Source organism: Kitasatospora sp. NPDC057692 (assembly GCF_042799475.1).
Lineage (GTDB): Bacteria > Actinomycetota > Actinomycetes > Streptomycetales > Streptomycetaceae > Kitasatospora.
Genome location: NZ_JBHVIV010000011.1, coordinates 127,563 through 154,258, shown reverse-complemented (window position 1 = coordinate 154,258; position 26,696 = coordinate 127,563). Strand labels below are relative to the sequence as shown.

The following is a 26,696-nucleotide window of genomic DNA, read 5'->3' as shown; positions in this document are numbered from 1 at the left end:
CTCGGCGCCGAGCGCAAGCCGGCGAAGTCGCTGCCGGCGGCCGAGCTGGCCGAGCTGATCCAGTCGATGACCGAGCGGATGCACGCCGCCGCCGTCGACCTCCAGTTCGAGGTGGCGGCCCGGCTGCGCGACGAGGTCAAGGAGCTGAAGAAGGAGCTGCGGCAGATGCGCGAGGCCGGTATCGCCTGAGGCGGGCCCCGGCGGCCCCGGCGCCTTCGCGCCGGCCTCCCCGCCGGGAGTGGCCGGTTCCGTTCCCGGTCAAGCCCGGCGGTGTCTCAGCCCTGCCACAAAGGGGTACGGGGCGGGCAGCGGGTTCGGCCGCAGGGCCTAGGCTGGCTCGCGGTGCCGCCCGGGGACGGGCGGCCGGAAGAGGGGGCCTCAGCCGGGGGACGGCAACGGGGTGTTCCACCGTGGAGCCGGCGCGGGGGTTCCCGCGCGGCCGGGCAGAGAGGGCATGCGCCGTGTCGGTGAACCTTGCCAAGGGCCAGCGGGTCAGCCTGCAGAAGGGGCCGGGGGAGACGCTCACCGTGGTCCGGATGGGCCTGGGCTGGAAGGCGGCGCCCCGGCGGGGCCTGTTCGGCAGCCGGACCCGGCAGATCGACCTGGACGCCTCGGCGCTGCTGTACGCCGAGCGGACCCCGTCCGACGTGGTGTTCTTCCAGCACCTGGAGAGCGCCGACGGCTCCGTGCGGCACACCGGGGACAATCTGGTGGGCGGGGCCGGCGCGGGCGAGGACGACGAGTCGATCCTGGTCGACCTGGCGCACGTGCCGGCGCAGATCACCCAGGTGGTGTTCACGGTCAGCTCGTACACCGGGCAGACCTTCGCCGAGGTGCGGAACGCGCACTGCCGGCTGGTGGACGAGTCGACCGGGCTGGAGCTGGCCCGCTACGAGCTGACCGGCGGCGGCCCGCACACCGGCCAGGTCATGGCGAAGGTGTTCCGGGACGGCAACGGCGGCTGGGAGATGCAGGCGATCGGCGCCCCGGCCAAGGGGCGGACCTTCCAGGACCTGCTGCCGGCCATCGAGCCGTTCCTGTAGCGGGGGCCGAGCGGGGCGCCGCCCGGCCGGCGGTTCTGACGGGTCTTTACCTTCTTTACCTTTCTTTGGTGATGCTGTTACCCTTCTTGGCAGCGGAGGGGAGTATTCCCACGCAGCCGTCCCCGTCATCACGGGCACCCGTCGCGGTGCCCCGGGGCGCTGGTCCGCGGGCGCGCCACCGTGCGTCCGACGGGCGGAAGAGACCTCCGGCAGTGACGATGACTGTCTCGCCTACCTGCCGGAGGAGCAGTAGTGGACGTTTCCGTAAGCCTCTGGGTCGGCACCATCGTGGTGCTGTTGGCCCTCATCACCGCCGACTTCTTCATCGGCGGCCGCAAGCCGCACGAGGTGTCGATCAAGGAAGCCGGGATCTGGACCACGGTCTGGATCGTGCTGGCGGCGATCTTCGGCGGTTTCCTCTGGTGGCACTCCGGCGCGACGCCGGCCGGGGAGTTCTTCGCCGGCTACATCACCGAGAAGTCGCTCAGCGTCGACAACCTCTTCGTGTTCATCCTGATCATGGGCAAGTTCGCGGTGCCCAGGATCTACCAGCAGCGCGTACTGATGTTCGGCGTGATCATCGCCCTGGTGCTGCGCGCGGTCTTCATCGCCGGCGGCGCCGCGCTGGTCGCCCAGTTCTCCTGGGTGTTCTTCATCTTCGGCGGCTTCCTGATCTGGACGGCGTGGAAGCTGATCAAGGAGGCGCGGGCCGACGAGGAGGACGAGGAGTTCGAGGAGAACCGCCTCCTCAAGTCGATCGAGAAGCGCTTCCCGTCGACCGACAAGTACCACGGCACCAAGCTCTTCATCCGGGAGAACGGCCGCCGGCTGATGACCCCGATGCTGATCGTCATGCTGGCGATCGGCACCACCGACGTCCTGTTCGCGCTGGACTCGATCCCGGCGATCTTCGGTCTGACCCAGGACCCGTACATCGTCTTCACCGCCAACGCCTTCGCCCTGATGGGCCTGCGCCAGCTGTACTTCCTGATCGGCGGCCTGCTGAAGAAGCTGGTCCACCTCTCGTACGGCCTGTCGGTGATCCTCGGCTTCATCGGCGTGAAGCTGGTGCTGCACGCGCTCCACGAGCAGGGCGTGCACGTGCCGGAGATCGGCATCCCGTTCTCGCTGGGCTTCATCGTGGTCGTCCTCGCCGTCACCACCGTGACCAGCCTGATGGCCTCCAAGCGGGCGGCCCTGGCCGAGCCGGAGGAGCCGCAGAAGCTGGACGCCTGACGAGGCGCCCCCGCGCACGGGGCGGGCCCGCGACCGAGCAGTGGTCGCGGGCCCGCCCCGTTGCGCGTGCGGAGGCCTACCAGCCGCGCTCGCGCCACTCGGCCAGGTGCGGGCGCTCGGCGCCGAGGGTGGTGTCGTTGCCGTGGCCGGGGTAGACCCAGGCCTCGTCCGGGAGGACGTCGAAGACCTTCTCGTTGACGTCCCGGAAGAGGCTCTCGAAGGCCGCCTTGTCGCCCCAGGTGTTGCCGACCCCGCCGGGGAACAGGCAGTCGCCGGTGAACACGTGCGGGTGGCCCTGCGGGTCGTCGTAGACCAGCACGATCGCCCCGGGGGTGTGCCCGACGAGGTGCCGGACGGTCAGCGCGCAGCGGCCCACCGCGAGGGTGTCGCCGTCCGCGAGCGGCAGCGCGGTGGGCACGTCGATGCCCTCCGCGTCGTGCTCGCCGGCCGCGGTGCGCGCGCCGGTGGCGGCGACCACCTCGGCCAGCGCGCCCCAGTGGTCGCGGTGCCGGTGGGTGGTGACGACGGTGGCCAGGCTGGGGCCGACCGACTCCAGCAGCACCGGCGCGTCCGCCGCCGCGTCGATCAGCAGCTGCTCGTCGGTGTCGCGGCAGCGCAGCAGGTAGGCGTTGTTGTCGTAGGGGCCGACCGCCACCTTGGTGATGATCAGGTGCGCCAGCTCGCGCACGTCCGGCGGCCCGCCGACCTTGACCGCTCCGTGGTACGTCATCCGTCCGCTCCTTGTCGGGCTACAGGTTCACGGTCATCCTCGCGCCTGGGGGGCCGCTCAGCCCAGCGGGGGGAGGACGGGGAGGGCGGTGTCGGGGGTGCGGCGCAGGCCGTCGCCGTCGGCGCGCCCGGAGAGCCAGGCGAGCAGGGCGCGGACGGGGCCCTCGACCGCCAGGACGGGGGTGCCGGTGCCGATCACGGCGCGCTCGGCGGTGTCCTCGGCGAACAGCTCCACGGCGGGCAGGTCGGCGCCGGACAGCCGGTCGGCGAGGCGCCGGAACTCGGCGCAGGCGAACTCGGCCGGCCAGTGCGCCGGGGTGTAGCCGGCGTCCAGGTCGACGTGGTGGTACTCGACCTCCATCAGGCGCCTCCAGGGGATCTCGCGGGCCGGGAAGAGCAGGCCGCTGCGGTGCCGGACCTCGGCGGCCCAGGCCCCGGCGGGCAGCAGGGCGGCGGCCGCGGCGAAGCGCGCGCCGCTGTCGCGCAGGTCGGCGAGCTGGACCTCCGCCGGGCGGGGCGCGCCCTCCTCGATGCCCCGGTCGCGGGCCTCCTCGCTCGGGTACTGCGGGATGTCGGTGCCGGTCCGGGCGCCGTCCAGCAGGTTGACCAGGGAGTCGGCGTTGCGGGCGAGGTGGGCCAGGACGTGGCCGCGGGTCCAGCCGGGCAGCGCGGAGGGCTCGGCGACGGCCGCGGGCTTGAGCTCGCCGACGGTGTGCAGCAGGTGCCGGGTGGCCTCCTCGACCAGCGCGAGGTAGCGGGCGGCGGTGGCGGAGGCCGCGGCGGACTGCGGGTCGGTGCTCGGATCGGTCATCGGATCGGCCTTCCGTGGGGAACGGCGCGTTGCCCGGGCGGGGCCCCGCTCGTTGAAGGGGTGACGTCCGGACGACGCTACCGCCGTTTCGCGCTGCTGAGCAGGGGCTTTCGCGGGCCGCACGTCAAGGCTCCGCAGACCGTCCTCACTCGTTCGGGTGGACCCGGCTGGACATGGTCGTTAATCGAACGCCTGAGCTAGTAGGCTGACTGCCGCATCCTGGAAGAAGCACAGTCCCGTTCCCCAGCCCTCTCGCCCCGGAGAAAGGCGCCAGAAGCAGTGGCCGACCGCCTCATCGTCCGCGGTGCTCGCGAGCACAATCTCAAGAACGTCTCGCTCGACCTGCCCCGCGACTCCCTCATCGTCTTCACGGGCCTCTCCGGCTCCGGCAAGTCCTCGCTCGCCTTCGACACCATCTTCGCCGAGGGTCAGCGCCGCTACGTCGAGTCGCTGTCGTCCTACGCCCGCCAGTTCCTCGGCCAGATGGACAAGCCCGACGTGGACTTCATCGAGGGGCTCTCCCCGGCCGTCTCGATCGACCAGAAGTCCACCAACCGCAACCCGCGGTCGACCGTCGGCACCATCACCGAGGTCTACGACTACCTCCGCCTGCTGTTCGCCCGGATCGGCAAGCCGCACTGCCCGCACTGCGGCCGCCCGATCGCCAAGCAGTCCCCGCAGGCCATCGTCGACAAGGTGCTCGAACTCGCCGAGGGCACCCGTTTCCAGGTGCTCAGCCCGGTGGTGCGCGAGCGCAAGGGCGAGTTCGTCGACCTCTTCGCCGACCTCCAGTCCAAGGGCTACGCCCGGGCCCGGGTGGACGGCGAGACGGTCCAGCTCGCCGAGCCGCCCAAGCTCAAGAAGCAGGAGAAGCACACCGTCGAGGTGGTGATCGACCGCCTCACCGTCAAGGAGGGCGCCAAGCGCCGCCTGACCGACTCGGTGGAGACCGCCCTGCGGCTCAGCGGCGGCATGGTCGTGCTCGACTTCGTCGACCTCCCCGAGGACGACCCCGAGCGCGAGCGGATGTACTCCGAGCACCTCTACTGCCCCTACGACGACGTGTCGTTCGAGGAGCTGGAGCCCCGCTCGTTCTCCTTCAACTCGCCGTTCGGCGCCTGCCCGGACTGCTCCGGCCTCGGCAACCGGATGGAGGTGGACCCGGAGCTGGTGGTGCCCGACGAGGAGCGCTCGCTGGACGAGGGCGCCATCCACCCGTGGTCCGGCGGCCACACCAAGGAGTACTTCCAGCGGCTGATCGACGCCCTCGCCGGCGAGCTGGGCTTCCGCACCGACATCCCCTGGGCCGGGCTGCCGGCCCGCGCCAAGAAGGCGCTGCTGTACGGGCACAAGCACCAGGTGCAGGTCCGCTACCGCAACCGCTACGGCCGCGACCGCTCGTACAGCACCGGCTTCGAGGGCGCGGTGCCGTTCATCCAGCGCCGCCACCAGGAGGCCGAGAGCGACTCCAGCCGCGAGCGCTTCGAGGGCTACATGCGCGAGGTGCCCTGCCCGACCTGCCGGGGCACCCGGCTCAAGCCGGTGGTGCTCGCGGTCACCGTCGAGGACCGGTCGATCGCCGACGTCTCCTCGATGTCGATCAGCGACTGCTCGGACTTCCTCGGCGCGATGAAGCTCAACGCCCGCGACAAGCAGATCGCCGAGCGCGTCCTCAAGGAGGTCAACGAGCGGCTGCGCTTCCTGGTCGACGTCGGCCTGGACTACCTCTCGCTGGACCGCGCGGCCGGCACCCTCTCCGGCGGCGAGGCCCAGCGCATCCGGCTCGCCACCCAGATCGGCTCCGGCCTGGTCGGCGTGCTCTACGTGCTGGACGAGCCGTCCATCGGCCTGCACCAGCGCGACAACCACCGGCTGATCGAGACCCTCGTCCGGCTGCGCGACATCGGCAACACGCTGATCGTCGTCGAGCACGACGAGGACACCATCAAGATGGCCGACTGGGTGGTCGACATCGGCCCCGGCGCCGGCGAGCACGGCGGCAAGGTGGTGCACTCCGGCTCGCTGAAGCAGCTGCTCGCCAACAAGGAGTCGCTGACCGGCCAGTACCTCTCCGGCAAGCGCTTCATCCCGATCCCGGACGAGCGCCGGGCGCGGGACAGGAAGCGCCAGCTCACCGTGCACGGCGCCCGCGAGCACAACCTCAAGGACGTCACGGTCGGCTTCCCGCTCGGGACCTTCACCGCGATCACCGGCGTCTCCGGCTCGGGCAAGTCCACCCTGGTCAACGACATCCTCTACACCCACCTCGCCCGGGAGCTGAACGGCGCCCGCACGGTGCCCGGCCGGCACACCCGGATCACCGGCACCGAACTGGTGGACAAGGTGGTGCACGTCGACCAGTCGCCGATCGGCCGCACCCCGCGCTCCAACCCGGCCACCTACACCGGCGTGTTCGACCACGTCCGGCGGCTGTTCGCGGAGACCCAGGAGGCCAAGGTCCGCGGCTACCTGCCCGGCCGGTTCTCCTTCAACGTCAAGGGCGGCCGCTGCGAGAACTGCTCCGGCGACGGCACCATCAAGATCGAGATGAACTTCCTGCCGGACGTCTACGTGCCGTGCGAGGTCTGCCACGGCGCCCGGTACAACCGGGAGACGCTGGAGGTCCACTACAAGGGCAAGTCCATCGCCGAGGTGCTGGACATGCCGATCGAGGAGGCCCTCGGCTTCTTCGAGGCCGTCCCCGCGATCGCCCGCCACCTGCGGACGCTCAACGACGTCGGCCTCGGCTACGTCCGGCTCGGCCAGTCCGCGCCGACCCTCTCCGGCGGCGAGGCCCAGCGCGTCAAGCTCGCCTCCGAGCTGCAGAAGCGCTCCACCGGCCGGACCGTCTACGTACTGGACGAGCCCACCACCGGTCTGCACTTCGAGGACATCAGCAAGCTGATCAAGGTGCTCACCGGCCTGGTGGACAAGGGCAACACGGTGATCGTCATCGAGCACAACCTCGACGTCATCAAGACCGCCGACTGGATCGTCGACATGGGCCCCGAGGGCGGCTCCGGCGGCGGCACCGTGGTCGCCGAGGGCACCCCCGAGGAGATCGCCGCCGTTTCGGAGAGCCACACCGGCAAGTTCCTGCGCGACATCCTGCCCGGCGACTTCGCCGACGCGCCGGTCAAGGCTCCGGCCAAGGCCCGCGCCCCGCGCAAGCGGGCGGCCGCGGCGGCCAAGAAGTAACCCGAGAACGGAGACGACCGCCCCCGGACGCGCCGGGGGCGGTCCTCGTGAGGGCGCATAGACTGCCCGGCGGCCCGCAGCCCGCGGCTCACCGCGCGACCAGGAGTGAAGACATGTCCGAGGCCCCCGAAGGCGCCGCCCCCACCCGCCGCACCCTGCTCTGCGGAGCCGCGGCCGTCCTCGCCGCCGGCGGCACCCTCGCCGTCTCCGGCTGCTCCTCGTCCTCCTCCGACTCCGGCTCCGCCGCCAAGACCCCGGTCGACGTCGGCCCCGCCTCCGTGGTCCCGGTCGGCGGCGGCACCGTCTTCCGCGAGAAGAAGATCGTCGTCACCCAGCCCGCCGAGGGCCAGTACAAGGCGTTCAGCGCCAAGTGCACCCACGCCGGCTGCATCGTCGACCAGGTCAAGAACCAGAAGATCCAATGCCCCTGTCACGGCAGCCTGTTCGGCATCGCCGACGGCGCCGTGCTGGACGGCCCGGCCCCCACCCCGCTGCCCGAGTACACCGTGGCGGTCGAGGGCGGCAACCTCAAGGTGACCCCGCGCTGAAGCAGTTGATCTCCCGCACGCGCCCCCGGCCGGAGTCGGTACGGTGGACCCATGGCTGACCCGTCCACCTACCGCCCGGCGCCGGGCGCGATCCCCGCCTCGCCCGGTGTCTACAAGTTCCGCGACGCCCACGGGCGGGTCATCTACGTCGGCAAGGCCAAGAGCCTGCGGCCCCGGCTCTCCTCCTACTTCCAGGACCTCGCCGGGCTGCACCCGCGCACCGCGACCATGGTCACCACCGCCGCCTCGGTGGAGTGGACCGTGGTCTCCACCGAGGTCGAGGCGCTCCAGCTGGAGTACTCCTGGATCAAGGAGTTCGACCCCCGGTTCAACGTCAAGTACCGCGACGACAAGAGCTATCCGGAACTCGCCGTCACCCTCAACGAGGAGTACCCCCGGGTCCAGGTGATGCGCGGGGCGCACCGGAAGGGCGTGCGCTACTTCGGCCCCTACGGCCACGCCTGGGCGATCCGCGAGACCGTCGACCTGCTGCTGCGCGTCTTCCCCGTCCGCACCTGCTCCAACGGCGTCTTCAAGCGCGCCCGTCAGGTCGGCCGCCCCTGCCTGCTCGGCTACATCGGCAAGTGCGCAGCCCCCTGCGTCGGCCGGGTCTCGCCCGAGGAGCACCGCGCCCTCGCCGAGGACTTCTGCGACTTCATGGCCGGCCGCACCGGCAACTACCTGCGCCGGCTGGAGACCGAGATGCAGGAGGCCGCCGCCGACCTGGAGTACGAGAAGGCGGCCCGGCTGCGCGACGACATCGGCGCGCTCAAGCGGGCCATGGAGAAGAACGCCATCGTCCTCGCCGACGCCACCGACGCCGACCTGCTGGCCGTCGCCGAGGACGAACTGGAGGCCGCCGTCCAGATCTTCCACGTCCGCGGCGGCCGGGTCCGCGGCCAGCGCGGCTGGGTCACCGACAAGGTCGAGGACGTCGACACCGCCGGCCTGGTCGAGCACGCCCTCCAGCAGCTCTACGGCGGCGGCAGCGAGTCCGTCCCCCGCGAGGTGCTCGTCCCCGCCCTCCCGGAGCCCGACGAGCCGGTCCGCGACTGGCTGAGCGGCCTGCGCGGCGCCCAGGTCGACCTGCGCGTCCCGCAGCGCGGTGACAAGAAGGACCTGATGGCCACCGTGCAGCGCAACGCCCAGCAGGCGCTGGCGCTGCACAAGACCAAGCGCGCCTCCGACCTCACCACCCGCAGCCGCGCCCTCCAGGAGATCGCCGAGGCACTGGAGCTGGACAGCGTCCCGCTGCGCATCGAGTGCTTCGACATCTCCCACCTCCAGGGCGAGGACGTGGTCGCGTCCATGGTGGTCTTCGAGGACGGCCTGGCACGCAAGAGCGAGTACCGCCGCTTCCAGATCAAGGGCTTCGAGGGCCAGGACGACGTCCGCTCGATGCACGAGGTGGTCAGCCGCCGCTTCCGCCGCTACCTCCAGGAGCGCGAGCAGACCGGCGAGTGGGCCGTCCCCGAGGAGCCCGAGGGCCCGGAGGAGGACGGCCACCGCCCCGAGGACGGCCCGCGCACCGAGGACGGCCGCCCCAAGCGCTTCGCCTACCCGCCCCAGCTGCTCGTGGTCGACGGCGGCCAGCCCCAGGTGGCCGCCGCCCGGCGGGCGCTGGACGAGCTCGGCATCGACGACGTCGCGCTCTGCGGCCTGGCCAAGCGGCTGGAGGAGGTCTGGCTGCCCGGCGAGGACGACCCGGTCGTGCTCCCGCGCAGCAGCGAGGGCCTCTACCTGCTCCAGCGGGTCCGCGACGAGGCCCACCGCTTCGCCATCACCTACCAGCGCGGCAAGCGTTCCAAGCGACTCACCGCCGGAGAACTGGACTCCGTCCCCGGCCTCGGCGAGACTCGCCGTCAGGCGCTGCTCAAGCACTTCGGCTCGCTGAAGAGGCTCCGGGCGGCCACCGTCGACGAACTCTGCGCGGTCCCCGGCATCGGCCGGCGGACGGCGGAGACCGTTGCGGCGGCGTTGTCGTCCCGTACACCTGCCGCACCAGCCGTGAACACCGCCACGGGCGAGATCATCGAGGACGGCGCCGACGAGCCGGCGCCCGCGGCGCCCGAGACCGCACCCATCCAGGAGACGCCATGACGGCCGACGCCGCCCGTCAGCCGGCGCGCCCCGGACCCACTCGTCCGAGTGGGCCGGGGAAGCACGGCCGCGCGACGCGCGTTCTCCACAGCAGAACCACCGAGAGCGGGGAACCGAAGTGACCGTGTCCGATTACGGGGGGACCGCCCGGCCGGAGGCCGGCGGCGAGAACACCCCGGAGCTGGTGATCATCTCCGGCATGTCCGGAGCGGGCCGCTCCACCGCCGCCAAGTGCCTGGAGGACCTGGGCTGGTTCGTGGTGGACAACCTCCCCCCGGCCCTCATCCCGACCATGGTCGACCTCGGCGCCCGGTCCCAGGGCAACGTCGCCCGGATCGGCGCCGTCGTGGACGTCCGCGGCCGGCAGTTCTTCGACGACCTGCTGACCTCGCTGGACGAGCTGGAGAAGCGCGGCGTGCGGCTGCGCGTCGTCTTCCTGGACTCCTCCGACGAGGCCCTCGTCCGCCGCTTCGAGAGCGTGCGCCGCCCGCACCCGCTCCAGGCGGACGGCCGGATCGTCGACGGCATCGCCCAGGAGCGCGACCTGCTGCGCGAGCTGCGCGGCGAGGCCGACCTGGTGATCGACACCTCCAACCTCAACGTCCACCAGCTGCGCGCCAAGCTCGACGCGCAGTTCGCCGACCACGACGAGCCCGAGCTGCGCGCCACGGTCATGTCCTTCGGCTTCAAGTACGGCCTGCCGGTCGACGCCGACCTCGTGGTGGACTGCCGCTTCCTGCCGAACCCGCACTGGGTGCCCGAGCTCCGGGCCCGCACCGGGACCGACGCGGACGTCGCCGACTACGTCTTCGAGCAGCCCGGGGCCAACGAGTTCCTCAACGGCTACGCCGAGCTGCTGCGCATTGTCACCGAGGGCTATCGACGCGAGGGGAAGCGTTACATGACCCTTGCCGTAGGCTGCACCGGTGGCAAGCACCGCAGTGTCGCGATGTCCGAGCGCCTGACGAAGCGTCTCATCGCCGACGGAGTGGAGACGGTGCTGGTCCACCGTGACATGGGACGGGAGTAGCCGCCGCACCCTGCCGGGCCGCCGGCGGAGGCCGGCGGCGGGCAAGAGGAACGCGAGGTAGGTGTGACGGGATACGTGCCCGGGCGGCAGTTCCAGAACAGGACCGCCGACCGGAGTGGGGCCCCGGCCCGGTCCACCGTGACCGGCCGGCCCCGCTCCGGGGCGGCCCGCACCGGCCCGGCCCGTCCCCACCCGGCGCCCCGGAACGGTCATGCGGCCCGGGCCAACCAGGCCCCGCGGATCACCGCGCTCGGCGGCGGCCAGGGCCTGTCCGCCTCGCTCTCCGCGCTGCGCCGGCTCACCACCGACCTCACCGCCGTGGTCACCGTCGCCGACGACGGCGGCTCCAGCGGCCGGCTGCGCGAGGAGCTCGGGGTGCTGCCCCCCGGCGACCTGCGCAAGGCGCTCGCCGCGCTCTGCGGCGACGACGACTGGGGCCGCACCTGGTCCGAGGTGATCCAGCAGCGCTTCACCGGCTCCGGCGAGCTGGGCGGCCACGCCGTCGGCAACCTGCTGATCGTCGCGCTCTGGGAGAAGCTCGGCGACCCGGTCACCGCCCTGGACTGGGTCGGCCGGCTGCTCAACGTGCAGGGCCGGGTGCTGCCGATGTCGGCGGTGCCGCTGGACATCGAGGCGGTCGTCCGCGGCCACGACCCGGCCTTCCCGGCCGAGCTGGCCGCCGTCCGCGGCCAGGCCAACGTCGCGGTCACTCCCGGAACCGTGCAGTCCGTCCGGCTCCTGCCGGACGAGCCGCCCGCCGTGCCGGAGGCGGTCACCGCCGTCCGGGAGGCGGACTGGGTGGTGCTCGGCCCGGGCTCCTGGTTCACCAGCGTGCTGCCGCACCTGCTGGTGCCCGAGCTGGCCAAGGCGCTGGTGGAGACCCGCGCCCGCCGCCTGCTCACCCTGAACCTGGCCCCGCAGCCCGGCGAGACCGAGGGCTTCACCCCGCAGCGCCACCTGGAGGTCATCGCCGACCACGCCCCCGAGCTCGCGGTGGATGCGATCCTGGTGGACGAGCGCGCCGTCACCGGCGGCGCCTTCGGCCAGGCGGACCTGGCCGGACTGGAAAAGGCCGCCGAGCGGATGGGAGCGGCCCTGGTGCTCGGCCGGGTCGCCCGTACCGACGGCACGCCGCGACACGACCCGGAGCTCTTGGCGGCCGCGTACGACCGGATTTTCCGGACACATGGAAGGATCGGGCCATGGCGATGACTCCAGCGGTGAAGGACGAAATCAGCCGGCTCCCGGTCACCCGGGCCTGCTGCCGCAAGGCGGAGGTGTCGGCGATCCTGCGATTCGCGGGCGGGCTGCACATCGTGAGCGGCCGGATCGTGATCGAGGCGGAGCTCGACACCGGAGCCGCCGCGCGGCGTCTGCGCAAGGACCTGCTGGAGATCTTCGGACACTCCTCGGACCTGGTGGTGATGGCCCCCGGCGGGCTGCGGCGCGGCAGCCGCTACGTGGTCCGGGTGGTCAAGGACGGCGAGCTGCTCGCCCGCCAGACCGGTCTCGTGGACGGCCGCGGCCGTCCGATCCGCGGTCTGCCCCCGGCCGTGGTCTCCGGGGCCACCTGCGACGCCGAGGCGGCCTGGCGCGGGGCCTTCCTGGCGCACGGCTCGCTCACCGAGCCCGGCCGCTCGTCCTCGCTGGAGATCACCTGCCCCGGTTCGGAGGCCGCCCTCGCCCTGGTCGGCGCCGCCCGCCGGCTCGGCATCCCGGCCAAGGCGCGCGAGGTGCGCGGCGTCGACCGGGTGGTGATCCGCGACGGCGACGCGATCGGCGCGCTGCTGACCCGGCTCGGCGCGCACGAGTCGGTGCTGGCCTGGGAGGAGCGCCGGATGCGCCGCGAGGTGCGGGCGACCGCCAACCGGCTGGCCAACTTCGACGACGCCAACCTGCGCCGCTCGGCCCGGGCCGCGGTGGCGGCCGGCGCCCGGGTGCAGCGCGCGCTGGAGATCCTCGGCGAGGAGGTGCCCGAGCACCTGGCCGCCGCCGGCCAGCTGCGGATGCAGCACAAGCAGGCCTCGCTGGAGGAGCTGGGCGCGCTCGCCGACCCGCCGCTGACCAAGGACGCGGTGGCCGGCCGGATCCGCCGGCTGCTGGCGATGGCCGACAAGCGAGCCTCCGAGCTCGGCCTGCCGAGCACCGAGGCCAACCTCACCGACGAGATGGCGCTGAACTGACGCCGACGCCCTTCCCCGGTGCCGAACCCTCCGCCGGTGTCCGCTTCCGCGGGCACCGGCGGAGGCGTGTCCGGAGGGCGGGACGGGGCGCCGCCGCGGGCCCCGCGCACAGGCCGGGACCAACTGCCCGCGAAGGCAAGGTCGAACGGCCCGGAATTGTTGTGAACACGCGCCACGCCAGGGGTTGCGCGGGCGCCTGATGTGCTCTACCCGGCCTCGGAGGGGTAGGGTCATAGGCGGTCGGGGACATCCCAAAATTCCACCCCGTCGGCATAGCGTCCGGCGTACCTAATGAGGAGATCGGTTCGTGACGATCCGGGTAGGCATCAACGGATTCGGCCGCATCGGCCGCAACTTCTTCCGTGCGGTTCAGGCCCAGGGCGCGGACATCGAGATCGTCGGTGTCAACGACCTGACCGACACCAAGACCCTGGCGCACCTGCTCAAGTACGACTCGATCCTGGGCACCTTCCCGGGCGAGGTGTCGCACACCGCCGACAGCATCACCGTCGACGGCAAGACCTTCAAGGTCATCGCCGAGCGCGACCCGGCCAACCTCCCCTGGGGCGAGCTGGGCGCGGACGTCGTCATCGAGTCGACCGGCATCTTCACCAAGGCCGAGGCGGCCAAGAAGCACGTCGCCGCCGGCGCCAAGAAGGTCATCATCTCGGCGCCCGCCACCGACGAGGACATCACCATCGTCATGGGCGTCAACGACGAGAAGTACGACGCCGCGAAGCACACCATCATCTCCAACGCCTCCTGCACCACCAACTGCGTGGCGCCGCTGGCCAAGGTGCTGAACGAGAGCTTCGGCATCGTCAAGGGTCTGATGACCACGGTGCACGCGTACACCAACGACCAGGTCACCCTGGACTTCCCGCACAAGGACCTGCGTCGCGCCCGCGCCGCCGCCCTCAACATCATCCCGACCTCGACCGGTGCCGCCAAGGCGACCGCGCTGGTCCTGCCGGAGCTGAAGGGCAAGCTGGACGGCACCTCGCTGCGCGTTCCGGTCCCGACCGGTTCGATCACCGACCTGGTCGTCACCCTGGAGCGCGACGTCACCGTCGCCGAGGTCAACGAGGCCTTCAAGAAGGCCTCGGAGACGACCCTCAAGGGCATCCTGCAGTACACCGAGGACCCGATCGTCTCCACCGACATCGTGAACTCGCCGTTCTCCACGATCTTCGACTCGCTGCTGACGATGGCCCAGGGCAACCAGGTCAAGATCTTCGGCTGGTACGACAACGAGTGGGGCTACTCGAACCGCCTCGTCAACCTGACCACCCTCGTCGGTGCCGGGCTCTGACGCAGCGGGAGCTGACGTGAAGTAGGGGGGAGGGCCCGGAAGGCATGTGCGAAGCCGACCGGGCCCTCCGTCTGCGCACCCTCAACTCCCCATTGACGGCACAACGTTGTGTCGTCGCCTGCTCCACCATCTCGCCAGGAGACCGAAGACCGTGAAGACCATCGAAGATCTGGACGTCGCCGGTAAGCGCGTGTTCGTGCGTGCGGACCTGAACGTTCCGCTTTCCGACGGCACGATCACCGACGACGGCCGGATCCGTGCCGTCGCCCCGACCATCGCCAAGCTCGTCGAGCGCGGCGCGAAGGTCGTCGTCGCCTCCCACCTCGGCCGTCCCAAGGGCGCGCCGGACCCGCAGTTCTCCCTCGCGCCGGTGGCCGTCCGCCTCGGCGAGGTCCTCGGCCGGCCGGTCGCCTTCGCGACCGACACCGTGGGCGACAGCGCGAAGGCCACCGTCGCCGCCCTGGCCGACGGCGAGGTCACGCTGCTGGAGAACCTGCGCTTCAACGCGGGTGAGACCAGCAAGGACGACGCCGAGCGCGCGGAGTTCGCCGGGCAGCTGGCCGGGCTGGCCGACCTCTACGTGGGCGACGGCTTCGGTGCGGTGCACCGCAAGCACGCCTCGGTGTTCGACCTGCCGGCGCTGCTGCCGCACGCGGTCGGCGACCTGATCGCCGCCGAGGTGGGTGTGCTCAAGCGCCTCACCGAGGACGTCGAGCGCCCGTACGTGGTGGTGCTCGGCGGCTCCAAGGTCTCCGACAAGGTCGGCGTGATCGAGAACCTGCTGCAGAAGGCCGACCGGATCCTGATCGGCGGCGGCATGGTGTTCACCTTCCTCAAGGCCCAGGGCCACGAGGTCGGTGTCTCGCTGCTGCAGGAGGACCAGATCCCGACCGTCCAGGGCTACCTGGCGGAGGCGAAGGAGCGGGGCGTGGAGTTCGTCCTGCCGACGGACGTCCTGGTCTCCGCGGGCTTCCCGGACGTCAAGACCAAGGCCCCGGCCGAGTTCTCGGTCGTCGCCGCGGACGCGATCCCGGCCGACCAGCTGGGCCTGGACATCGGCCCGGAGACCCGCGAGCTGTTCGCGGCGAAGCTGGCCGACGCGAAGACGGTGTTCTGGAACGGTCCGATGGGCGTCTTCGAGCACCCGGACTTCGCCGGCGGCACCGCGGCCGTCGCGCAGGGCCTGCTCGACAGTGACGCGTTCTCCGTGGTCGGTGGCGGGGACTCCGCCGCGGCCGTTCGCATCCTGGGCTTCGACGAGACGAAGTTCGGGCACATCTCGACCGGCGGTGGCGCGAGCCTGGAGTACCTGGAGGGCAAGCAGCTCCCCGGTCTCACCGCCCTGGAAGGCTGAATCACGCATGACTGAGCGTCTCCCGCTGATGGCGGGCAACTGGAAGATGAACCTCAACCACCTTGAGGCCATCCAGCACACCCAGAAGCTGGCCTTCGCGCTGGCCGACAAGGACTACGCGGCGGTCGAGGTGGCCGTCCTCGTGCCGTTCACCGACCTCCGTTCGGTGCAGACCCTGGTCGACGGCGACAAGCTGAAGATCAAGTACGGCTCGCAGGACATCTCGCAGCACGACGGCGGTGCCTACACCGGCGAGGTCTCCGGCCCGATGCTGGCCAAGCTGAAGTGCGCCTACGCGGTGATCGGCCACTCGGAGCGCCGCCAGTACCACGGCGAGAACGAGGAGATCGTCAACGCCAAGGTCAAGGCCGCCTACCGCAGCGGGATCACCCCGATCCTGTGCATCGGCGAGCCGCTGGAGGTCCGCAAGGCCGGCACCCACGTCGAGCACACCCTGGCCCAGCTCGACGGCGCGCTGAAGGACGTCCCGGCCGCGCAGGCCGAGTCCATCGTGGTCGCCTACGAGCCGGTCTGGGCGATCGGCACCGGCGAGGTGGCGACCCCCGAGGACGCCCAGGAGGTCTGCGCCGCGATCCGCGCGCGGATCGCCGAGCTGTACGACGCCGAGCTGGCCGGCAAGGTCCGGGTGCTCTACGGCGGTTCGGTGAAGTCGTCGAGCGCGGCCGGCCTGATGGCCAAGCCCGACATCGACGGCGGTCTGATCGGCGGAGCCTCGCTGGACGCCGACGAGTTCGTCAAGATCGTGCGCTACCGTGAGCAGGCAGTAGGCTAACGCCGCCGCAGCAACGTAGGCTTTGGGGCCGGACCACCAGTCGTGGTCCGGCCCCGTCGCCGAAGATACGAGAGAGTTGGTCCCGTCGTGGTTATCGGGTTCTCGATTGCCCTGATCGTCTTCAGCCTGCTGATGATCCTGCTGGTGCTGCTGCACAAGGGGAAGGGCGGCGGACTGTCGGACATGTTCGGTGGCGGCGCGATGTCCACCGGCGGCGGCTCGGCGGTGGCCGAGCGCAACCTGGACCGCATCACGATCGTGGTCGGCCTGGCCTGGTTCGCCAGCCTCCTGGTGCTCGGTCTGGTCCTGAAGTACAAGGGCTGACATATCTCTGACGCCCCGTCGCCCCGCGGCCTATCCTGGAAAGGTCCGGGGCGGAGCCGGTGGTGGCGCATGCTTAACTCCTGCTTACACTAGGACGACTTTCGCCACCGACGCGCGTCGCGCGCGTCGGCGCACCAGCACGCAGGGAGTCAGACCGTGGCAAGTGGCAACGCCATCCGTGGCAGCAGGGTCGGAGCCGGCCCGATGGGTGAGGCGGAGCGCGGCGAATCCGCCCCCCGCAACCGGATCTCCTTCTGGTGCGCGAACAAGCACGAGACCCGGCCGAGCTTCGCGGCCGACGCGGTGATCCCGGAGACCTGGGACTGCCCGCGCTGCGGCTTCCCGGCCGGCCAGGACGAGCACAACCCGCCCGCCCCGTCCCGCAACGAGCCGTACAAGACCCACCTCGCCTACGTCCGCGAACGGCGCACCGACGCCGACGGCGAGGCGATCCTCGCCGAGGCGCTGGCCAAGCTCCGCGGTGAGATCTGAGAACGAGGCGAACGGGCTGAGGGGCGCCACCCGCCGGGTGGCGCCCCTCAGCCGTTCCCCGGCCTAGGCCGAGGCCGGGGGGTACAGCTGGGGCGGCAGCCGGGACGCCGCGGCGCGGTCCAGCAGCCACAGGGTGCGACCGGTGCCGTGCGCGCCGGAGGCGGGAGCCTGGAGCTCGCCGGGGCCGGACAGGGCGACCGCGACCGCGCCCGCCTTGTCCTCGCCGGCCGCCAGCAGCCAGACCTCGCGGGCGCTGCGGATGGCCGGCAGGGTGAGCGAGATCCGGGTCGGCGGCGGCTTCGGCGCACCGCGCACGCCGATCACCGTCAACTCGGTCTCCCGCACGCCCGGGTGCTCCGGGAAGAGCGAGGCGACATGGGTGTCCGGGCCGACGCCGAGCAGCAGCACGTCGAAGGCCGGGACGCCGGTCCGGTCGCCCGGTCCGGCGGCCTCCGCCAGCTCCTGCGCGTAGCGGGCCGCCGCGGCGTCGACGTCCGAGCCGTCGACGCCGTCCGAGGCGGGCATCTCGTGCACCCGCGCCGGGTCGAGCGGGACGGCGTCCAGCAGCTCGGCGCGGGCCTGGACGGCGTTGCGCTCCGGGTCGCCGGAGGGCAGGTACCGCTCGTCGCCCCACCAGAGGTCCAGCCGCGCCCAGTCGACCGCGTCGCGCGCCGGGGAGGCGGCGATCGCGGCCAGCAGGGCGTTGCCGTTGCGTCCGCCGGTGAGCACCACCGAGGCGGTGCCGCGGGCGGCCTGGGCGTCCACGATCCGGGTGATCAGCCGGGCCGCGGCCGCCTGGGCCATCAGCTCCTTGTCCCGGTGGACGACCAGCTGCGGGGTGGCCGCGGTCATGCCTCGGCCTTCTTGGTGGTGCGCTTGCCGGCCGCCTTCCTCGCGGTGCCGGGGGCCGCCTCGGCGGTCACCCGGGCCGGGTTGGCGACCTGCTCGCCCTCCGGCGCGGACGCGTGTGCGGACGCCTCGTCGGCGGCCTCGGCGGCCACCGCGTGCGCCACCTCCTGCTCGGCGTTGTCCGGCTCCTTGAGCCGGTCCACCGGCGTGCGCACGGCGGCCGCGTAGATGTCGTCCGGGTCGAGCCGGCGCAGCTCCTCGGCGATCAGCTCCGAGGTCTCGCGCCGCTTGAGCGCCACCTGGCGGTCCGGCGAGCCGGGCATCGAGAGCGTGCCCATCAGGCCGTCCGGGCGGTCCAGGGTGATGTCCCCGTCCGTGGTGCGCAGGTGCACCGCGGTGATGCCCGGGCCGTTGGTGACGACCCGCTCGACCGGCGTGTGCAGCCGGGTGTGCAGCCAGAGGCCGAGCAGTTCGACGCTGGGGTTGTACGACTCGCCCTCGACCACCGCGGAGGTGATCGTCGACGGCCGCTGGTCCAGCGCGGCGGCCAGCATCGAGCGCCAGCCGGTGATCCGGGTCCAGGCCAGGTCGGTGTCGCCCGGGGTGTAGCTCTGGGCCCGCTGGGCGAGCTGGCCGACCGGGGACTCGGCGGTGACCGCGTCGGTGATCCGGCGCTGGGCGAGCGCGCCCAGCGGGTCCTGCGCCGGGTGCAGCGGCGCGTTGTCCGGCCACCAGACCACCACCGGGGCGTCCGGCAGCAGCAGCGGCAGGACGACCGACTGGGCGTGCGCGGCGAGTTCGCCGTGCATCCGCAGGACGACCGTCTCGCCGGAGCCGGCGTCGGAGCCGACCAGCACCTCGGCGTCCAGCCGGGTCTCGGCGCGGGCCCGGGGCGAGCGCCCGGCGCGCTTGATGACCGCCAGGGTGCGCGAGGGGTGCTCGCGGGAGGCGTCGTTGGCCGCTTTGAGGGCGTCGTAGGCGCTGCCCTCGTCGGTCACGATGACCAGGGTGAGCACCATGCCGGCGGCGGTGGAGCCGCTGGCCCGGCGCGCCTCCATGAGCGCTGCGTTGATCTTGCCGGACGTGCTGTTCGTGAGGTCGATCTTCATGGCCGGCGCCAGCTCCTGCCGTCTCGTGCGAGCATCTCGTCCGCCTCGGCCGGGCCCCAGGTGCCGGCCGCGTACTCGGCGGGCCTGCCGTGGGTGTCCCAGTACTTCTCGATCGGGTCGAGGATCTGCCAGGAGAGCTCGACCTCCTGGTGGCGCGGGAAGAGGTTGGCGTCACCGAGCAGCACGTCGAGGATGAGCCGCTCGTACGCCTCCGGGGAGGACTCGGTGAAGGACTCGCCGTAGGCGAAGTCCATCGTGACGTCCCGGACCTCGAAGGAGGTGCCCGGCACCTTGGAGCCGAACCGCACCGTGACGCCCTCGTCCGGCTGCACCCGGATGACCAGGGCGTTCTGCCCCAGCTCCTCGGTGGCGTAGGAGTCGAACGGCAGGTACGGGGCGCGCTGGAAGACCACCGCGATCTCGGTGACCCGGCGGCCCAGCCGCTTGCCGGTGCGCAGGTAGAACGGCACACCCGCCCAGCGGCGGTTGTTGATCTCCAGCTTGATGGCCGCGTAGGTGTCGGTCGTGGAGTCCGGGTCGATGCCGTCCTCGTCGAGGTAGCCGCCGACCTCCTCGCCGCCCTGCCAGCCGGCCGTGTACTGGCCGCGCACGGTGTGCAGGCCGAGGTCGGCCGGGAGCTTGACGGCGCTCAGCACCTTGAGCTTCTCGGCCACCAGCGCCTTCGGGTGGAAGGACGCCGGCTCCTCGATGGCGGTGAGCGCCATCAGCTGGAGCAGGTGGTTCTGGATGACGTCACGGGCCGAGCCGATGCCGTCGTAGTAGCCGGCCCGGCCGCCGATGCCGATGTCCTCGGCCATGGTGATCTGCACGTGGTCGACGTACGACCGGTTCCAGATCGGCTCGAACATCTGGTTGGCGAAGCGGAGCGCCAGGATGTTCTGGACGGTCTCCTTGCCCAGGTAGTGGTCGATCCGGAAGACCTCGTCCCGGGGGAAGACCTCGTGGACGATCCGGTTCAGCTCCTGGGCGGACTCCAGGTCGTGGCCGAACGGCTTCTCGATGACGGCGCGCCGCCAGGGAGTCCTGGTGGGCCCCTCCTGCCCGTTGGCGGGCAAGGAGGGCGGGTCGGCCAGGCCGTGCTTCTTGAGCTGCTGGACGACGGTCGGGAAGAACTTCGGCGGGACGGACAGGTAGAAGGCGAAGTTGCCGCTGGTCCCCTGCGCCTTGTCCAGCTCCTCGATGGTCGCGCGGAGCTTGTCGAAGGCCTCGTCGTCGTCGAAGGTTCCGTGGACGAACCGCATGCCCTTGGCGAGCTGCTGCCAGACCTCCTCGCGGAAGGGGGTGCGGGCGTGCTCCTTGACGGCGTCGTGCACCTCCTGGGCGAAGTCCTCGTCGTCCCACTCACGGCGGGCGAAGCCGACGAGCGAGAAGCCCGGCGGCAGCAGGCCGCGGTTGGCCAGGTCGTAGACGGCCGGCATCAGCTTCTTGCGGGACAGGTCGCCGGTGACCCCGAAGATGACCAGGCCGGACGGCCCCGCGATGCGCGGGAGCCGCCGGTCGGAGGGGTCGCGAAGCGGGTTGACGGGAGCCGACGGGAGGTTGTCCATGTCCGAATCCGGCGCCAACTCGGGGAAATCAGTGCTCACTTGATGGGCTCCGCTTTCGTGCGCTGTGAGCAGGGGGTCACTTCTCGTCGGCGAACGACGCGAGCGAGGCGGTGACGGTGTCGAGCAGCTCCTTCCAGGACTGCTCGAACTTCTCGACGCCCTCGTCCTCCAGCACCTGGACCACGTCGTCGTAGTCCACGCCGGCGGCGGCGATGGCGTCCATCACGGCCTTGGCGTCGGCGTAGTGGGGGACGATGGTGCCGCCGGTGACGACACCGTGGTCGTCGGTGGCGTCCAGGGTGGCCTCGGGCATCGTGTTGACGGTGCCGGGGGCGACCAGCTCGGTGACGTACAGGGTGTCCGGCAGGGCCGGGTCCTTGACGCCGGTGGACGCCCAGAGCGGGCGCTGCGGCTTGGCACCGGCGGCCTCCAGGGCCTTCCAGCGGGCGCTGCCGGCGGTCTTGCCGTCGACGGTGCCGAAGACCTCCTCGTAGGCCTGGTAGGCGAGGCGGGCGTTGGCCAGGGCGGCCTTGGAGCGGAGGTCCTTGGCCTCGCCGCCGATCTTGTCCAGACGCTTGTCGATCTCGGTGTCGACGCGGGAGACGAAGAAGGAGGCGACCGACTCGATCTGGGAGAGGTCAAGGCCCTTGGCCTTGGCGGCCTCCAGGCCGGTCAGGTAGGCGTCGATGACGGCCTTGTAGCGGTCCAGCGAGAAGATCAGCGTGACGTTGACGCTGATGCCCTTGCCGATGACCTCGCCGATCGCGGGCAGGCCGGCCTCGGTGGCGGGGATCTTGATGAACACGTTCGGGCGGTCGACCAGCCACCACAGCTGCTTGGCCTCGGCCACGGTGGCGGCGGTCTCGTGGGCCAGCCGCGGGTCCACCTCGATGGAGACCCGGCCGTCGCGGCCGTTGGACGCGTCGTAGACCGGGCGCAGCACGTCGGCGGCGTCGCGCACGTCCGAGGTGGTGATCATGCGGACGGCCTCGTCGGTGGTGACCTTGCGGACGGCGAGGTCGCGCAGCTGGCCGTCGTAGGAGCTGTCGCCGCCGCCGATGGCCTTCTGGAAGATGGTCGGGTTGGTGGTCACGCCCACCACGTGCTTGTGCTGCACCAGCTCGGCGAGGTTCCCGGTGTTCAGCCGCTTGCGGCTGAGGTCGTCCAGCCAGATCGCCACGCCTTCGTCGCTGAGGCGCTTCAATGCGTCAGTCATGGTGCTTCCGTCCCTTTACTTCTTCTGCTGTGGGGTGTGTGGGGCGGGCCGGGGCGCCGATGTGCGGTCGGCGCCCCGGCCCGGTGCCGCTAGCGGTTGACGGCCTCGAGCGAGCGCAGCGCGTTGTGGGCCTCGGCGACCACGCGCTCGGCGGTGATGCCGAACTCCTCGAAGAGCACCTTGTAGTCGGCGGAGGCGCCGAAGTGCTCCAGCGAGACGATCCGGCCGTGGTCGCCGACCAGCTCGCGCCAGCCCTGGGCGATGCCGGCCTCGACCGAGACGCGGGCCTTGACCGACGGCGGCAGCACGCTGTCGCGGTAGGCCTGGTCCTGCTCCTGGAACCACTCGAAGGACGGCAGCGAGACGACCCGGGTGGCGATGCCTTCGGCCTCCAGGACCTCGCGGGCCTTGACGGCCAGCTGGACCTCGGAGCCGGTGCCGAGCAGGATCACCTGCGGGGTGCCGGTGGAGGCCTCGGCCAGGATGTAGCCGCCCTTCGCGGTGTCCTCGGCGCTGCCGTGGGAGGAGCGGTCGAAGGTCGGCACGTTCTGGCGGGTGAGCGCCAGGCCGACCGGGCCGGGGCGGGTGGTCTGGCGCTCGATGATCGTGCGCCAGGCGGCGGCGGTCTCGTTGGCGTCGGCCGGGCGGACCACGGACAGGCCCGGGATGGCGCGCAGCGAGGCCAGGTGCTCGACCGGCTGGTGGGTCGGGCCGTCCTCGCCGAGGCCGATGGAGTCGTGCGTCCACACGTAGGTGACCGGCAGCTTCATCAGGGCGGCCAGGCGGACGGCCGGGCGCATGTAGTCGGCGAAGACCAGGAAGGTGCCGCCGTAGACGCGGGTCCGCCCGTGCAGGGCGATGCCGTTCATGGTGGAGCCCATGGCGTGCTCGCGGATGCCGAAGTGGATGGTGCGGCCGTACGGGCCGGCCGTCTTCAGCGGGTTGCCCTCGGGGAGGAAGGAGCTGTCCTCGTCGATGGTGGTGAGGTTGGACTCCGCGAGGTCGGCCGAGCCGCCCCACAGCTCCGGGATCACCGCGCCGAGCGCCTTGAGGGTCTCGCCGCTGGCCTTGCGGGTGGCGACGTCCTTGCCGGCCTCGAAGACCGGGACGGCCTTCTTCCAGCCGTCGGGCAGCTCGCCGGCCTCGATCCGGTCGAACTCGGCGGCGCGCTGCGGGTTGGCGGCGCGCCAGGCGTCGAGGGACTGCTGCCACTCGGCGCGGGCGGCCTTGCCGCGCTTGACGACCAGCCGGGCGTGCTCGATGACCTGGTCGCCGACCTCGAAGGTCTTCTCCGGGTCGAAGCCCAGGACCTTCTTGGTGGCGGCGATCTCGGCGGCGCCGAGCGCGGAGCCGTGGGCCTTGGCGGTGTTCTGGGCGTCCGGGGCCGGCCAGGCGATGATCGTGCGCATAGCGATCATCGACGGGCGGGAGGTCTCCGCCTTCGCGGCGGCCAGCGCCTCGGCGAGCGCGGCGACGTCGATGTCGCCGTTGGCCTTCGGCGTGACGCGCTGGACGTGCCAGCCGTACGCCTCGTAGCGCTTGAGGACGTCCTCGGAGAAGGCGGTCTCGGTGTCGCCCTCGATCGAGATGTGGTTGTCGTCGTACAGGGCGACCAGGTTGCCGAGCTTCTGGTGGCCGGCCAGCGAGGAGGCCTCGGCGGAGATGCCCTCCTCCAGGTCGCCGTCGGAGACGATGGCCCAGATGGTGTGGTCGAACGGCGACTCGCCGGCCGGGGCGTCCGGGTCGAACAGGCCGCGCTCGAAACGGGCGGCCATCGCCATGCCCACGGCGTTGCCGATGCCCTGGCCGAGCGGACCGGTGGTGGTCTCGACGCCGGCGGTGTGGCCGTGCTCGGGGTGGCCCGGGGTGCGGCTGCCCGCGACCCGGAAGGCCTTGAGGTCGTCGAGCTCCAGGCCGTAGCCGGAGAAGTAGAGCTGGGTGTAGAGGGTCAGGCTGGTGTGACCGGGGGAGAGGACGAACCGGTCACGGCCGACCCAGGACGGGTCGGTGGGGTCGTGGCGCAGGAAGCGCTGGAAGATGAGGTAGGCGGCCGGGGCCAGCGACATGGCCGTCCCGGGGTGTCCGTTGCCGACCTTCTGAACCGCGTCCATCGCCAGGACGCGGGCCGTGTCGACGGTCCGCTCGTCGAGGTCCGACCACTCGAATGCATTCGGCGTCGTGCTCACCCTGTCTCAGGGCTCCTTCCATGGTGAAGAGTGACCCCGTGAGGGACCGGGTCGGCCACGTCGCTGGGGCCGGACGCTGGGTGGTGCCGGTCACGGAGGGTAGATCCCGCTTCTGTGGGCGAGCCTACCGTCCGGGCTGAGGCTCACCCTCCGTGGTGGGACAACTCAGGCATGTTGGCTGTCATTCCCCGGACGGTCCGTGGACGACCGTGCGCCGGTGCGGCCCGTCCCTTTGTCCACCCTCGCCCGGATCCGTCCGGTTCGCCTCCCCGGGGGCGCGGGACGGGGGACGGCGGCCCTGCGGGGGCCGCCGCGGCAACGTTCCAGGTGGGGGCGGTGGGGGTTCACCCGGGGGTGTGCGTTCCGCCCCGCCGGGGCACCCCGGGGCCGGTGGGGAGATATGGAGCGTCTAAGGTGGCGTGGTACGCGCAGAGCGGACGATTCGGGAGACAACGTTCCGGTGGCCGCCTGTGAGGATTCATCTTCAGTTGGGGTGTTAGTGACCGCCGTCGAATCCCGTCCCGCCGGGGTCACCGGGGCGACGCCTGCGCACCGGCCGTTCGGGGCCCGTGTCGGCGCCTTCGTCGCACTGACCAAACCGCGGATCATCGAGCTGCTGCTGATCACCACGGTGCCGGTGATGTTCCTGGCGGAACGCGGCGTACCGGACCTGCTGCTGGTGCTGAAGGTGGTCCTCGGCGGGTACCTCTCGGCCGGCGGCGCCAACGCCCTCAACATGTACATCGACCGCGACATCGACGCGGTGATGTCCCGGACCGAGCGCCGGCCGATCGTCACCGGCATGGTCTCGCCGCGCGAGGCGCTGGTGTTCGGCATCGCGCTCGGCGTCCTGTCGACGGTCTGGCTGGGCGTCCTGGTCAACTGGCTGTCCTCGGCGCTGGCGCTGGGCGCCCTGCTCTTCTACGTGTTCGTCTACACGCTGGGGCTCAAGCGGCGCACCGCGCAGAACATCGTCTGGGGCGGGATCGCCGGCTGCATGCCGGTCTTCGTCGGCTGGGCGGCCGTGACCAACTCGGTCTCCTGGTCGGCGCTGGTGCTGTTCCTGGTGATCTTCTTCTGGACGCCGCCGCACTACTGGCCGCTGTCGATGAAGGTCCGCGAGGACTACGCCCGGGCCGGGGTGCCGATGCTGCCGGTGATCAAGGGCAACCTGGCGGTCGCCAAGCAGATCGTCGCCTACTCCTGGGTGATGGTGGCGGTCTCGCTGTTGCTGTGGCCGCTGGCCGACACCAGCTGGCTCTACCCGGTGGCGGCGGTGCTGCTCGGCGCGGCCTGGCTCAAGGAGGCACACGCGCTGTACGCGCGGGCCAAGGCCGGGGTGGTGGGCGCCAAGCTCAAGGAGATGCGGCTGTTCCACTGGTCGATCACCTATCTGACGCTGCTGTTCGTGGTGATCGCGGTGGACCCGTTCGTGAAGTGACTCCGCCGGCGGTGCGATGACTGCCGCGAAGGCCCCGGTCGATGCGACCGGGGCCTTCGCGTTTCCGTCCGGTTCACCGGGAGGGCAGCTCGGAGGGGCCGACGTGGCCGTCCAGCCAGTCCTTGAGCGGCTGCGAGGCGTGCAGGAAGCCGGTGATCCGCCGGTAGGCGTCCCGGGTGCCCAGCCAGGGCTCGGGAGCCCACTCCTGCCAGGCGATCAGCCCCTTGTGGCGCAGCAGCGCGATCCGCGGGTGGTCCTTGGGGTAGCCGCGCGGCGCGGACTTCAGGGAGTCCCGGCCGACCACCTCGGGGCCGGCCGCGCCGACCCGGGCCACCACCCGCTCCAGCTCCGCGCCGGAGACGTCCTCGGCGACGGCGGCGCGGTAGCGCTCCAGCTGGTCCGCGGCGAGCTGGTACAGCCCGTTGCCGCAGGCCAGGCCGTCGGCGGAGAGCTGGATGTAGCCGCCGGCCGTCAGATGGGCGCCGATGTGCGTCTTGTACGGGGACTTGTCGGCGCTGAACCGGACGTCGCGGTTCGGGCGGAAGATCCGGCCCGGCCCGAACTCGGGTTCCAGCTCGGCCAGCAGCCGCTCCATGGGCTCCCGTACGGCGTGCTCGTACCGGTCCTTGTGGGACTGCCAGAAGGTCTTGGAGTTGTCGGCCTCAAGGTGCTCGTAGAAGTCGAGCGCCTCGGCCGGCCAGCCGTCGAAGGTCACCCTCCCAGTATGTGGCCCGGTGCACACGGCGCTCCCGTCGCCAGCTCCCCTACCGCTGGGTAGCATGCGGGCATGAGCAGCGCAGAGACCGCCACCACCGCCGCCCCGGACGCCCGCGCCGAGCGCCGCGCCAAGCGCATCGCCAAGAACCTGACCGCCTTCGCCGCGCGGCACGGCGGCAGCGCCGACGGCGTCGTCGAGTACGTCGGCTCGGTCGCCACCCGGATCGTGGTGGTCGGCGCCGACGGCACCTGGGGCGACCAGGTCGCGCCCAGCTACGCGATCGGCCGCCGGGCCGCCGAGCTGGCCGGCATCACGCTGCACGCCGACTTCGAGGGCGAGCTGGGTCTGAAGGTCAGGACCGGCGCCTACGAGTGGAAGCGCATGGCCGGCATCCAGATCGGCGGCTGATCCCGCCCGGCGCGCACACGTGGAAGGGCCCCGGTCGAGCGCGACCGG

The 26,696-nt window shown here is 71.7% G+C and carries 24 protein-coding genes; 16 read left to right on the top strand and 8 right to left on the bottom strand.

Features of this window, described 5'->3' with window-relative positions; genetic code table 11:
• The 3 genes from ACFVFS_RS09895 to ACFVFS_RS09885 form a co-directional block, all read left to right on the top strand.
• On the top strand, window positions 1-189 hold a 189-nt coding region (locus tag ACFVFS_RS09895), incomplete at its 5' end, for a UvrB/UvrC motif-containing protein (protein ID WP_380622089.1).
• A 272-nt stretch (window positions 190-461) separates the two neighbouring features.
• Window positions 462-1,043 carry a TerD family protein gene (locus ACFVFS_RS09890; protein ID WP_380622087.1) on the top strand — a complete coding sequence of 194 codons (582 nt, stop codon included), beginning with the start codon at window positions 462-464 and terminating at the stop codon, window positions 1,041-1,043.
• Window positions 1,044-1,295: 252 nt separating this feature from the next.
• A complete protein-coding gene (locus ACFVFS_RS09885; protein ID WP_380622085.1) occupies window positions 1,296-2,279 on the top strand; it encodes a TerC family protein in 984 nt (327 codons plus the stop codon).
• A gap of 76 nt (window positions 2,280-2,355) precedes the next feature.
• Here ACFVFS_RS09885 and ACFVFS_RS09880 read toward each other — a convergent pair whose 3' ends face one another.
• Both ACFVFS_RS09880 and ACFVFS_RS09875 read right to left on the bottom strand, forming a co-directional pair.
• Complete coding sequence (locus ACFVFS_RS09880) at window positions 2,356-3,009, bottom strand: MBL fold metallo-hydrolase (protein ID WP_380622083.1); 654 nt, start codon at window positions 3,007-3,009, stop codon at window positions 2,356-2,358.
• A gap of 57 nt (window positions 3,010-3,066) precedes the next feature.
• A complete protein-coding gene (locus tag ACFVFS_RS09875; RefSeq protein WP_380622081.1) occupies window positions 3,067-3,819 on the bottom strand; it encodes a maleylpyruvate isomerase family mycothiol-dependent enzyme in 753 nt (250 codons plus the stop codon).
• A 279-nt stretch (window positions 3,820-4,098) separates the two neighbouring features.
• On the opposite strand from ACFVFS_RS09875, the gene uvrA reads away from it, so the two are divergent.
• The 11 genes from uvrA to ACFVFS_RS09820 all read left to right on the top strand — a co-directional run bounded on the left by uvrA (window position 4,099) and on the right by ACFVFS_RS09820 (window position 17,153).
• Window positions 4,099-7,017, top strand: a complete 2,919-nt coding sequence (uvrA, locus tag ACFVFS_RS09870) for an excinuclease ABC subunit UvrA (protein ID WP_380622079.1) — start codon at window positions 4,099-4,101, stop codon at window positions 7,015-7,017.
• A 113-nt stretch (window positions 7,018-7,130) separates the two neighbouring features.
• A complete protein-coding gene (locus tag ACFVFS_RS09865) occupies window positions 7,131-7,565 on the top strand; it encodes a Rieske (2Fe-2S) protein (RefSeq protein ID WP_380622077.1) in 435 nt (144 codons plus the stop codon).
• Between the two features lie 51 nt (window positions 7,566-7,616).
• A complete protein-coding gene (gene uvrC, locus ACFVFS_RS09860) occupies window positions 7,617-9,665 on the top strand; it encodes an excinuclease ABC subunit UvrC (RefSeq protein WP_380622075.1) in 2,049 nt (682 codons plus the stop codon).
• Window positions 9,666-9,783: 118 nt separating this feature from the next.
• Window positions 9,784-10,695: an RNase adapter RapZ gene (gene rapZ / locus ACFVFS_RS09855; RefSeq protein WP_380622072.1), complete on the top strand. Its 912-nt coding sequence runs from the start codon at window positions 9,784-9,786 to the stop codon at window positions 10,693-10,695.
• A 138-nt stretch (window positions 10,696-10,833) separates the two neighbouring features.
• The gene (gene yvcK, locus ACFVFS_RS09850; protein ID WP_380622114.1) at window positions 10,834-11,907 is read left to right on the top strand and encodes a uridine diphosphate-N-acetylglucosamine-binding protein YvcK; all 1,074 of its coding nucleotides are present in this window, start codon (window positions 10,834-10,836) and stop codon (window positions 11,905-11,907) included.
• Complete coding sequence (gene whiA / locus ACFVFS_RS09845) at window positions 11,898-12,878, top strand: DNA-binding protein WhiA (RefSeq protein WP_148642545.1); 981 nt, start codon at window positions 11,898-11,900, stop codon at window positions 12,876-12,878. The genes yvcK and whiA overlap by 10 nt, the downstream gene beginning before the upstream one ends.
• A 307-nt stretch (window positions 12,879-13,185) precedes the next feature.
• On the top strand, window positions 13,186-14,190 hold the full coding sequence (gap, locus tag ACFVFS_RS09840) for a type I glyceraldehyde-3-phosphate dehydrogenase (RefSeq protein ID WP_380622070.1): 1,005 nt from the start codon (window positions 13,186-13,188) through the stop codon (window positions 14,188-14,190).
• 151 nt (window positions 14,191-14,341) lie between these two features.
• Window positions 14,342-15,544, top strand: a complete 1,203-nt coding sequence (locus ACFVFS_RS09835) for a phosphoglycerate kinase (RefSeq protein ID WP_380622067.1) — start codon at window positions 14,342-14,344, stop codon at window positions 15,542-15,544.
• 7 nt (window positions 15,545-15,551) lie between these two features.
• The gene (gene tpiA, locus ACFVFS_RS09830; protein ID WP_380622065.1) at window positions 15,552-16,337 is read left to right on the top strand and encodes a triose-phosphate isomerase; all 786 of its coding nucleotides are present in this window, start codon (window positions 15,552-15,554) and stop codon (window positions 16,335-16,337) included.
• Between the two features lie 87 nt (window positions 16,338-16,424).
• Window positions 16,425-16,661: a preprotein translocase subunit SecG gene (gene secG / locus ACFVFS_RS09825; RefSeq protein ID WP_376088398.1), complete on the top strand. Its 237-nt coding sequence runs from the start codon at window positions 16,425-16,427 to the stop codon at window positions 16,659-16,661.
• A gap of 204 nt (window positions 16,662-16,865) precedes the next feature.
• Complete coding sequence (locus ACFVFS_RS09820) at window positions 16,866-17,153, top strand: RNA polymerase-binding protein RbpA (protein ID WP_350552731.1); 288 nt, start codon at window positions 16,866-16,868, stop codon at window positions 17,151-17,153.
• Window positions 17,154-17,216: 63 nt separating this feature from the next.
• On the opposite strand, the gene pgl is transcribed toward ACFVFS_RS09820, so the two are convergent.
• The 5 genes from pgl to tkt all read right to left on the bottom strand — a co-directional run bounded on the left by pgl (window position 17,217) and on the right by tkt (window position 24,081).
• Window positions 17,217-18,005 carry a 6-phosphogluconolactonase gene (pgl, locus tag ACFVFS_RS09815; protein WP_380622061.1) on the bottom strand — a complete coding sequence of 263 codons (789 nt, stop codon included), beginning with the start codon at window positions 18,003-18,005 and terminating at the stop codon, window positions 17,217-17,219.
• The gene (gene opcA / locus ACFVFS_RS09810; protein WP_380622059.1) at window positions 18,002-19,111 is read right to left on the bottom strand and encodes a glucose-6-phosphate dehydrogenase assembly protein OpcA; all 1,110 of its coding nucleotides are present in this window, start codon (window positions 19,109-19,111) and stop codon (window positions 18,002-18,004) included. Before opcA ends, pgl begins: the two co-directional genes overlap by 4 nt.
• Window positions 19,108-20,679: a glucose-6-phosphate dehydrogenase gene (zwf, locus tag ACFVFS_RS09805; protein ID WP_380622111.1), complete on the bottom strand. Its 1,572-nt coding sequence runs from the start codon at window positions 20,677-20,679 to the stop codon at window positions 19,108-19,110. Before zwf ends, opcA begins: the two co-directional genes overlap by 4 nt.
• Window positions 20,680-20,755: 76 nt before the next feature.
• A complete protein-coding gene (tal, locus tag ACFVFS_RS09800) occupies window positions 20,756-21,895 on the bottom strand; it encodes a transaldolase (protein WP_380622056.1) in 1,140 nt (379 codons plus the stop codon).
• A gap of 89 nt (window positions 21,896-21,984) precedes the next feature.
• Window positions 21,985-24,081 (bottom strand): transketolase, encoded by a 2,097-nt coding sequence (gene tkt / locus ACFVFS_RS09795; protein ID WP_380622053.1) that lies wholly within the window; start codon window positions 24,079-24,081, stop codon window positions 21,985-21,987.
• A 499-nt stretch (window positions 24,082-24,580) separates the two neighbouring features.
• On the opposite strand from tkt, the gene ACFVFS_RS09790 reads away from it, so the two are divergent.
• Complete coding sequence (locus ACFVFS_RS09790; RefSeq protein ID WP_380622050.1) at window positions 24,581-25,522, top strand: heme o synthase; 942 nt, start codon at window positions 24,581-24,583, stop codon at window positions 25,520-25,522.
• 73 nt (window positions 25,523-25,595) lie between these two features.
• On the opposite strand, the gene ACFVFS_RS09785 is transcribed toward ACFVFS_RS09790, so the two are convergent.
• Complete coding sequence (locus tag ACFVFS_RS09785) at window positions 25,596-26,237, bottom strand: DUF2461 domain-containing protein (protein WP_380622048.1); 642 nt, start codon at window positions 26,235-26,237, stop codon at window positions 25,596-25,598.
• 72 nt (window positions 26,238-26,309) lie between these two features.
• On the opposite strand from ACFVFS_RS09785, the gene ACFVFS_RS09780 reads away from it, so the two are divergent.
• On the top strand, window positions 26,310-26,648 hold the full coding sequence (locus tag ACFVFS_RS09780; RefSeq protein ID WP_380622046.1) for a hypothetical protein: 339 nt from the start codon (window positions 26,310-26,312) through the stop codon (window positions 26,646-26,648).
• Window positions 26,649-26,696: the final 48 nt, after the last annotated feature.

What these genes read in the sequence shown, in the direction of transcription:
- ACFVFS_RS09880 (WP_380622083.1), bottom strand. Translation starts at nt 3,009, where the DNA reads ATGACGTACCACGGAGCGGTCAAGGTCGGCGGGCCGCCGGACGTGCGC.
- ACFVFS_RS09875 (WP_380622081.1), bottom strand. Translation starts at nt 3,819, where the DNA reads ATGACCGATCCGAGCACCGACCCGCAGTCCGCCGCGGCCTCCGCCACC.
- ACFVFS_RS09865 (WP_380622077.1), top strand. Translation starts at nt 7,131, where the DNA reads ATGTCCGAGGCCCCCGAAGGCGCCGCCCCCACCCGCCGCACCCTGCTC.
- uvrC (WP_380622075.1), top strand. Translation starts at nt 7,617, where the DNA reads ATGGCTGACCCGTCCACCTACCGCCCGGCGCCGGGCGCGATCCCCGCC.
- whiA (WP_148642545.1), top strand. Translation starts at nt 11,898, where the DNA reads ATGGCGATGACTCCAGCGGTGAAGGACGAAATCAGCCGGCTCCCGGTC.
- tpiA (WP_380622065.1), top strand. Translation starts at nt 15,552, where the DNA reads ATGACTGAGCGTCTCCCGCTGATGGCGGGCAACTGGAAGATGAACCTC.
- ACFVFS_RS09820 (WP_350552731.1), top strand. Translation starts at nt 16,866, where the DNA reads ATGGGTGAGGCGGAGCGCGGCGAATCCGCCCCCCGCAACCGGATCTCC.
- pgl (WP_380622061.1), bottom strand. Translation starts at nt 18,005, where the DNA reads ATGACCGCGGCCACCCCGCAGCTGGTCGTCCACCGGGACAAGGAGCTG.
- opcA (WP_380622059.1), bottom strand. Translation starts at nt 19,111, where the DNA reads ATGAAGATCGACCTCACGAACAGCACGTCCGGCAAGATCAACGCAGCG.
- zwf (WP_380622111.1), bottom strand. Translation starts at nt 20,679, where the DNA reads ATGGACAACCTCCCGTCGGCTCCCGTCAACCCGCTTCGCGACCCCTCC.
- tal (WP_380622056.1), bottom strand. Translation starts at nt 21,895, where the DNA reads ATGACTGACGCATTGAAGCGCCTCAGCGACGAAGGCGTGGCGATCTGG.
- ACFVFS_RS09780 (WP_380622046.1), top strand. Translation starts at nt 26,310, where the DNA reads ATGAGCAGCGCAGAGACCGCCACCACCGCCGCCCCGGACGCCCGCGCC.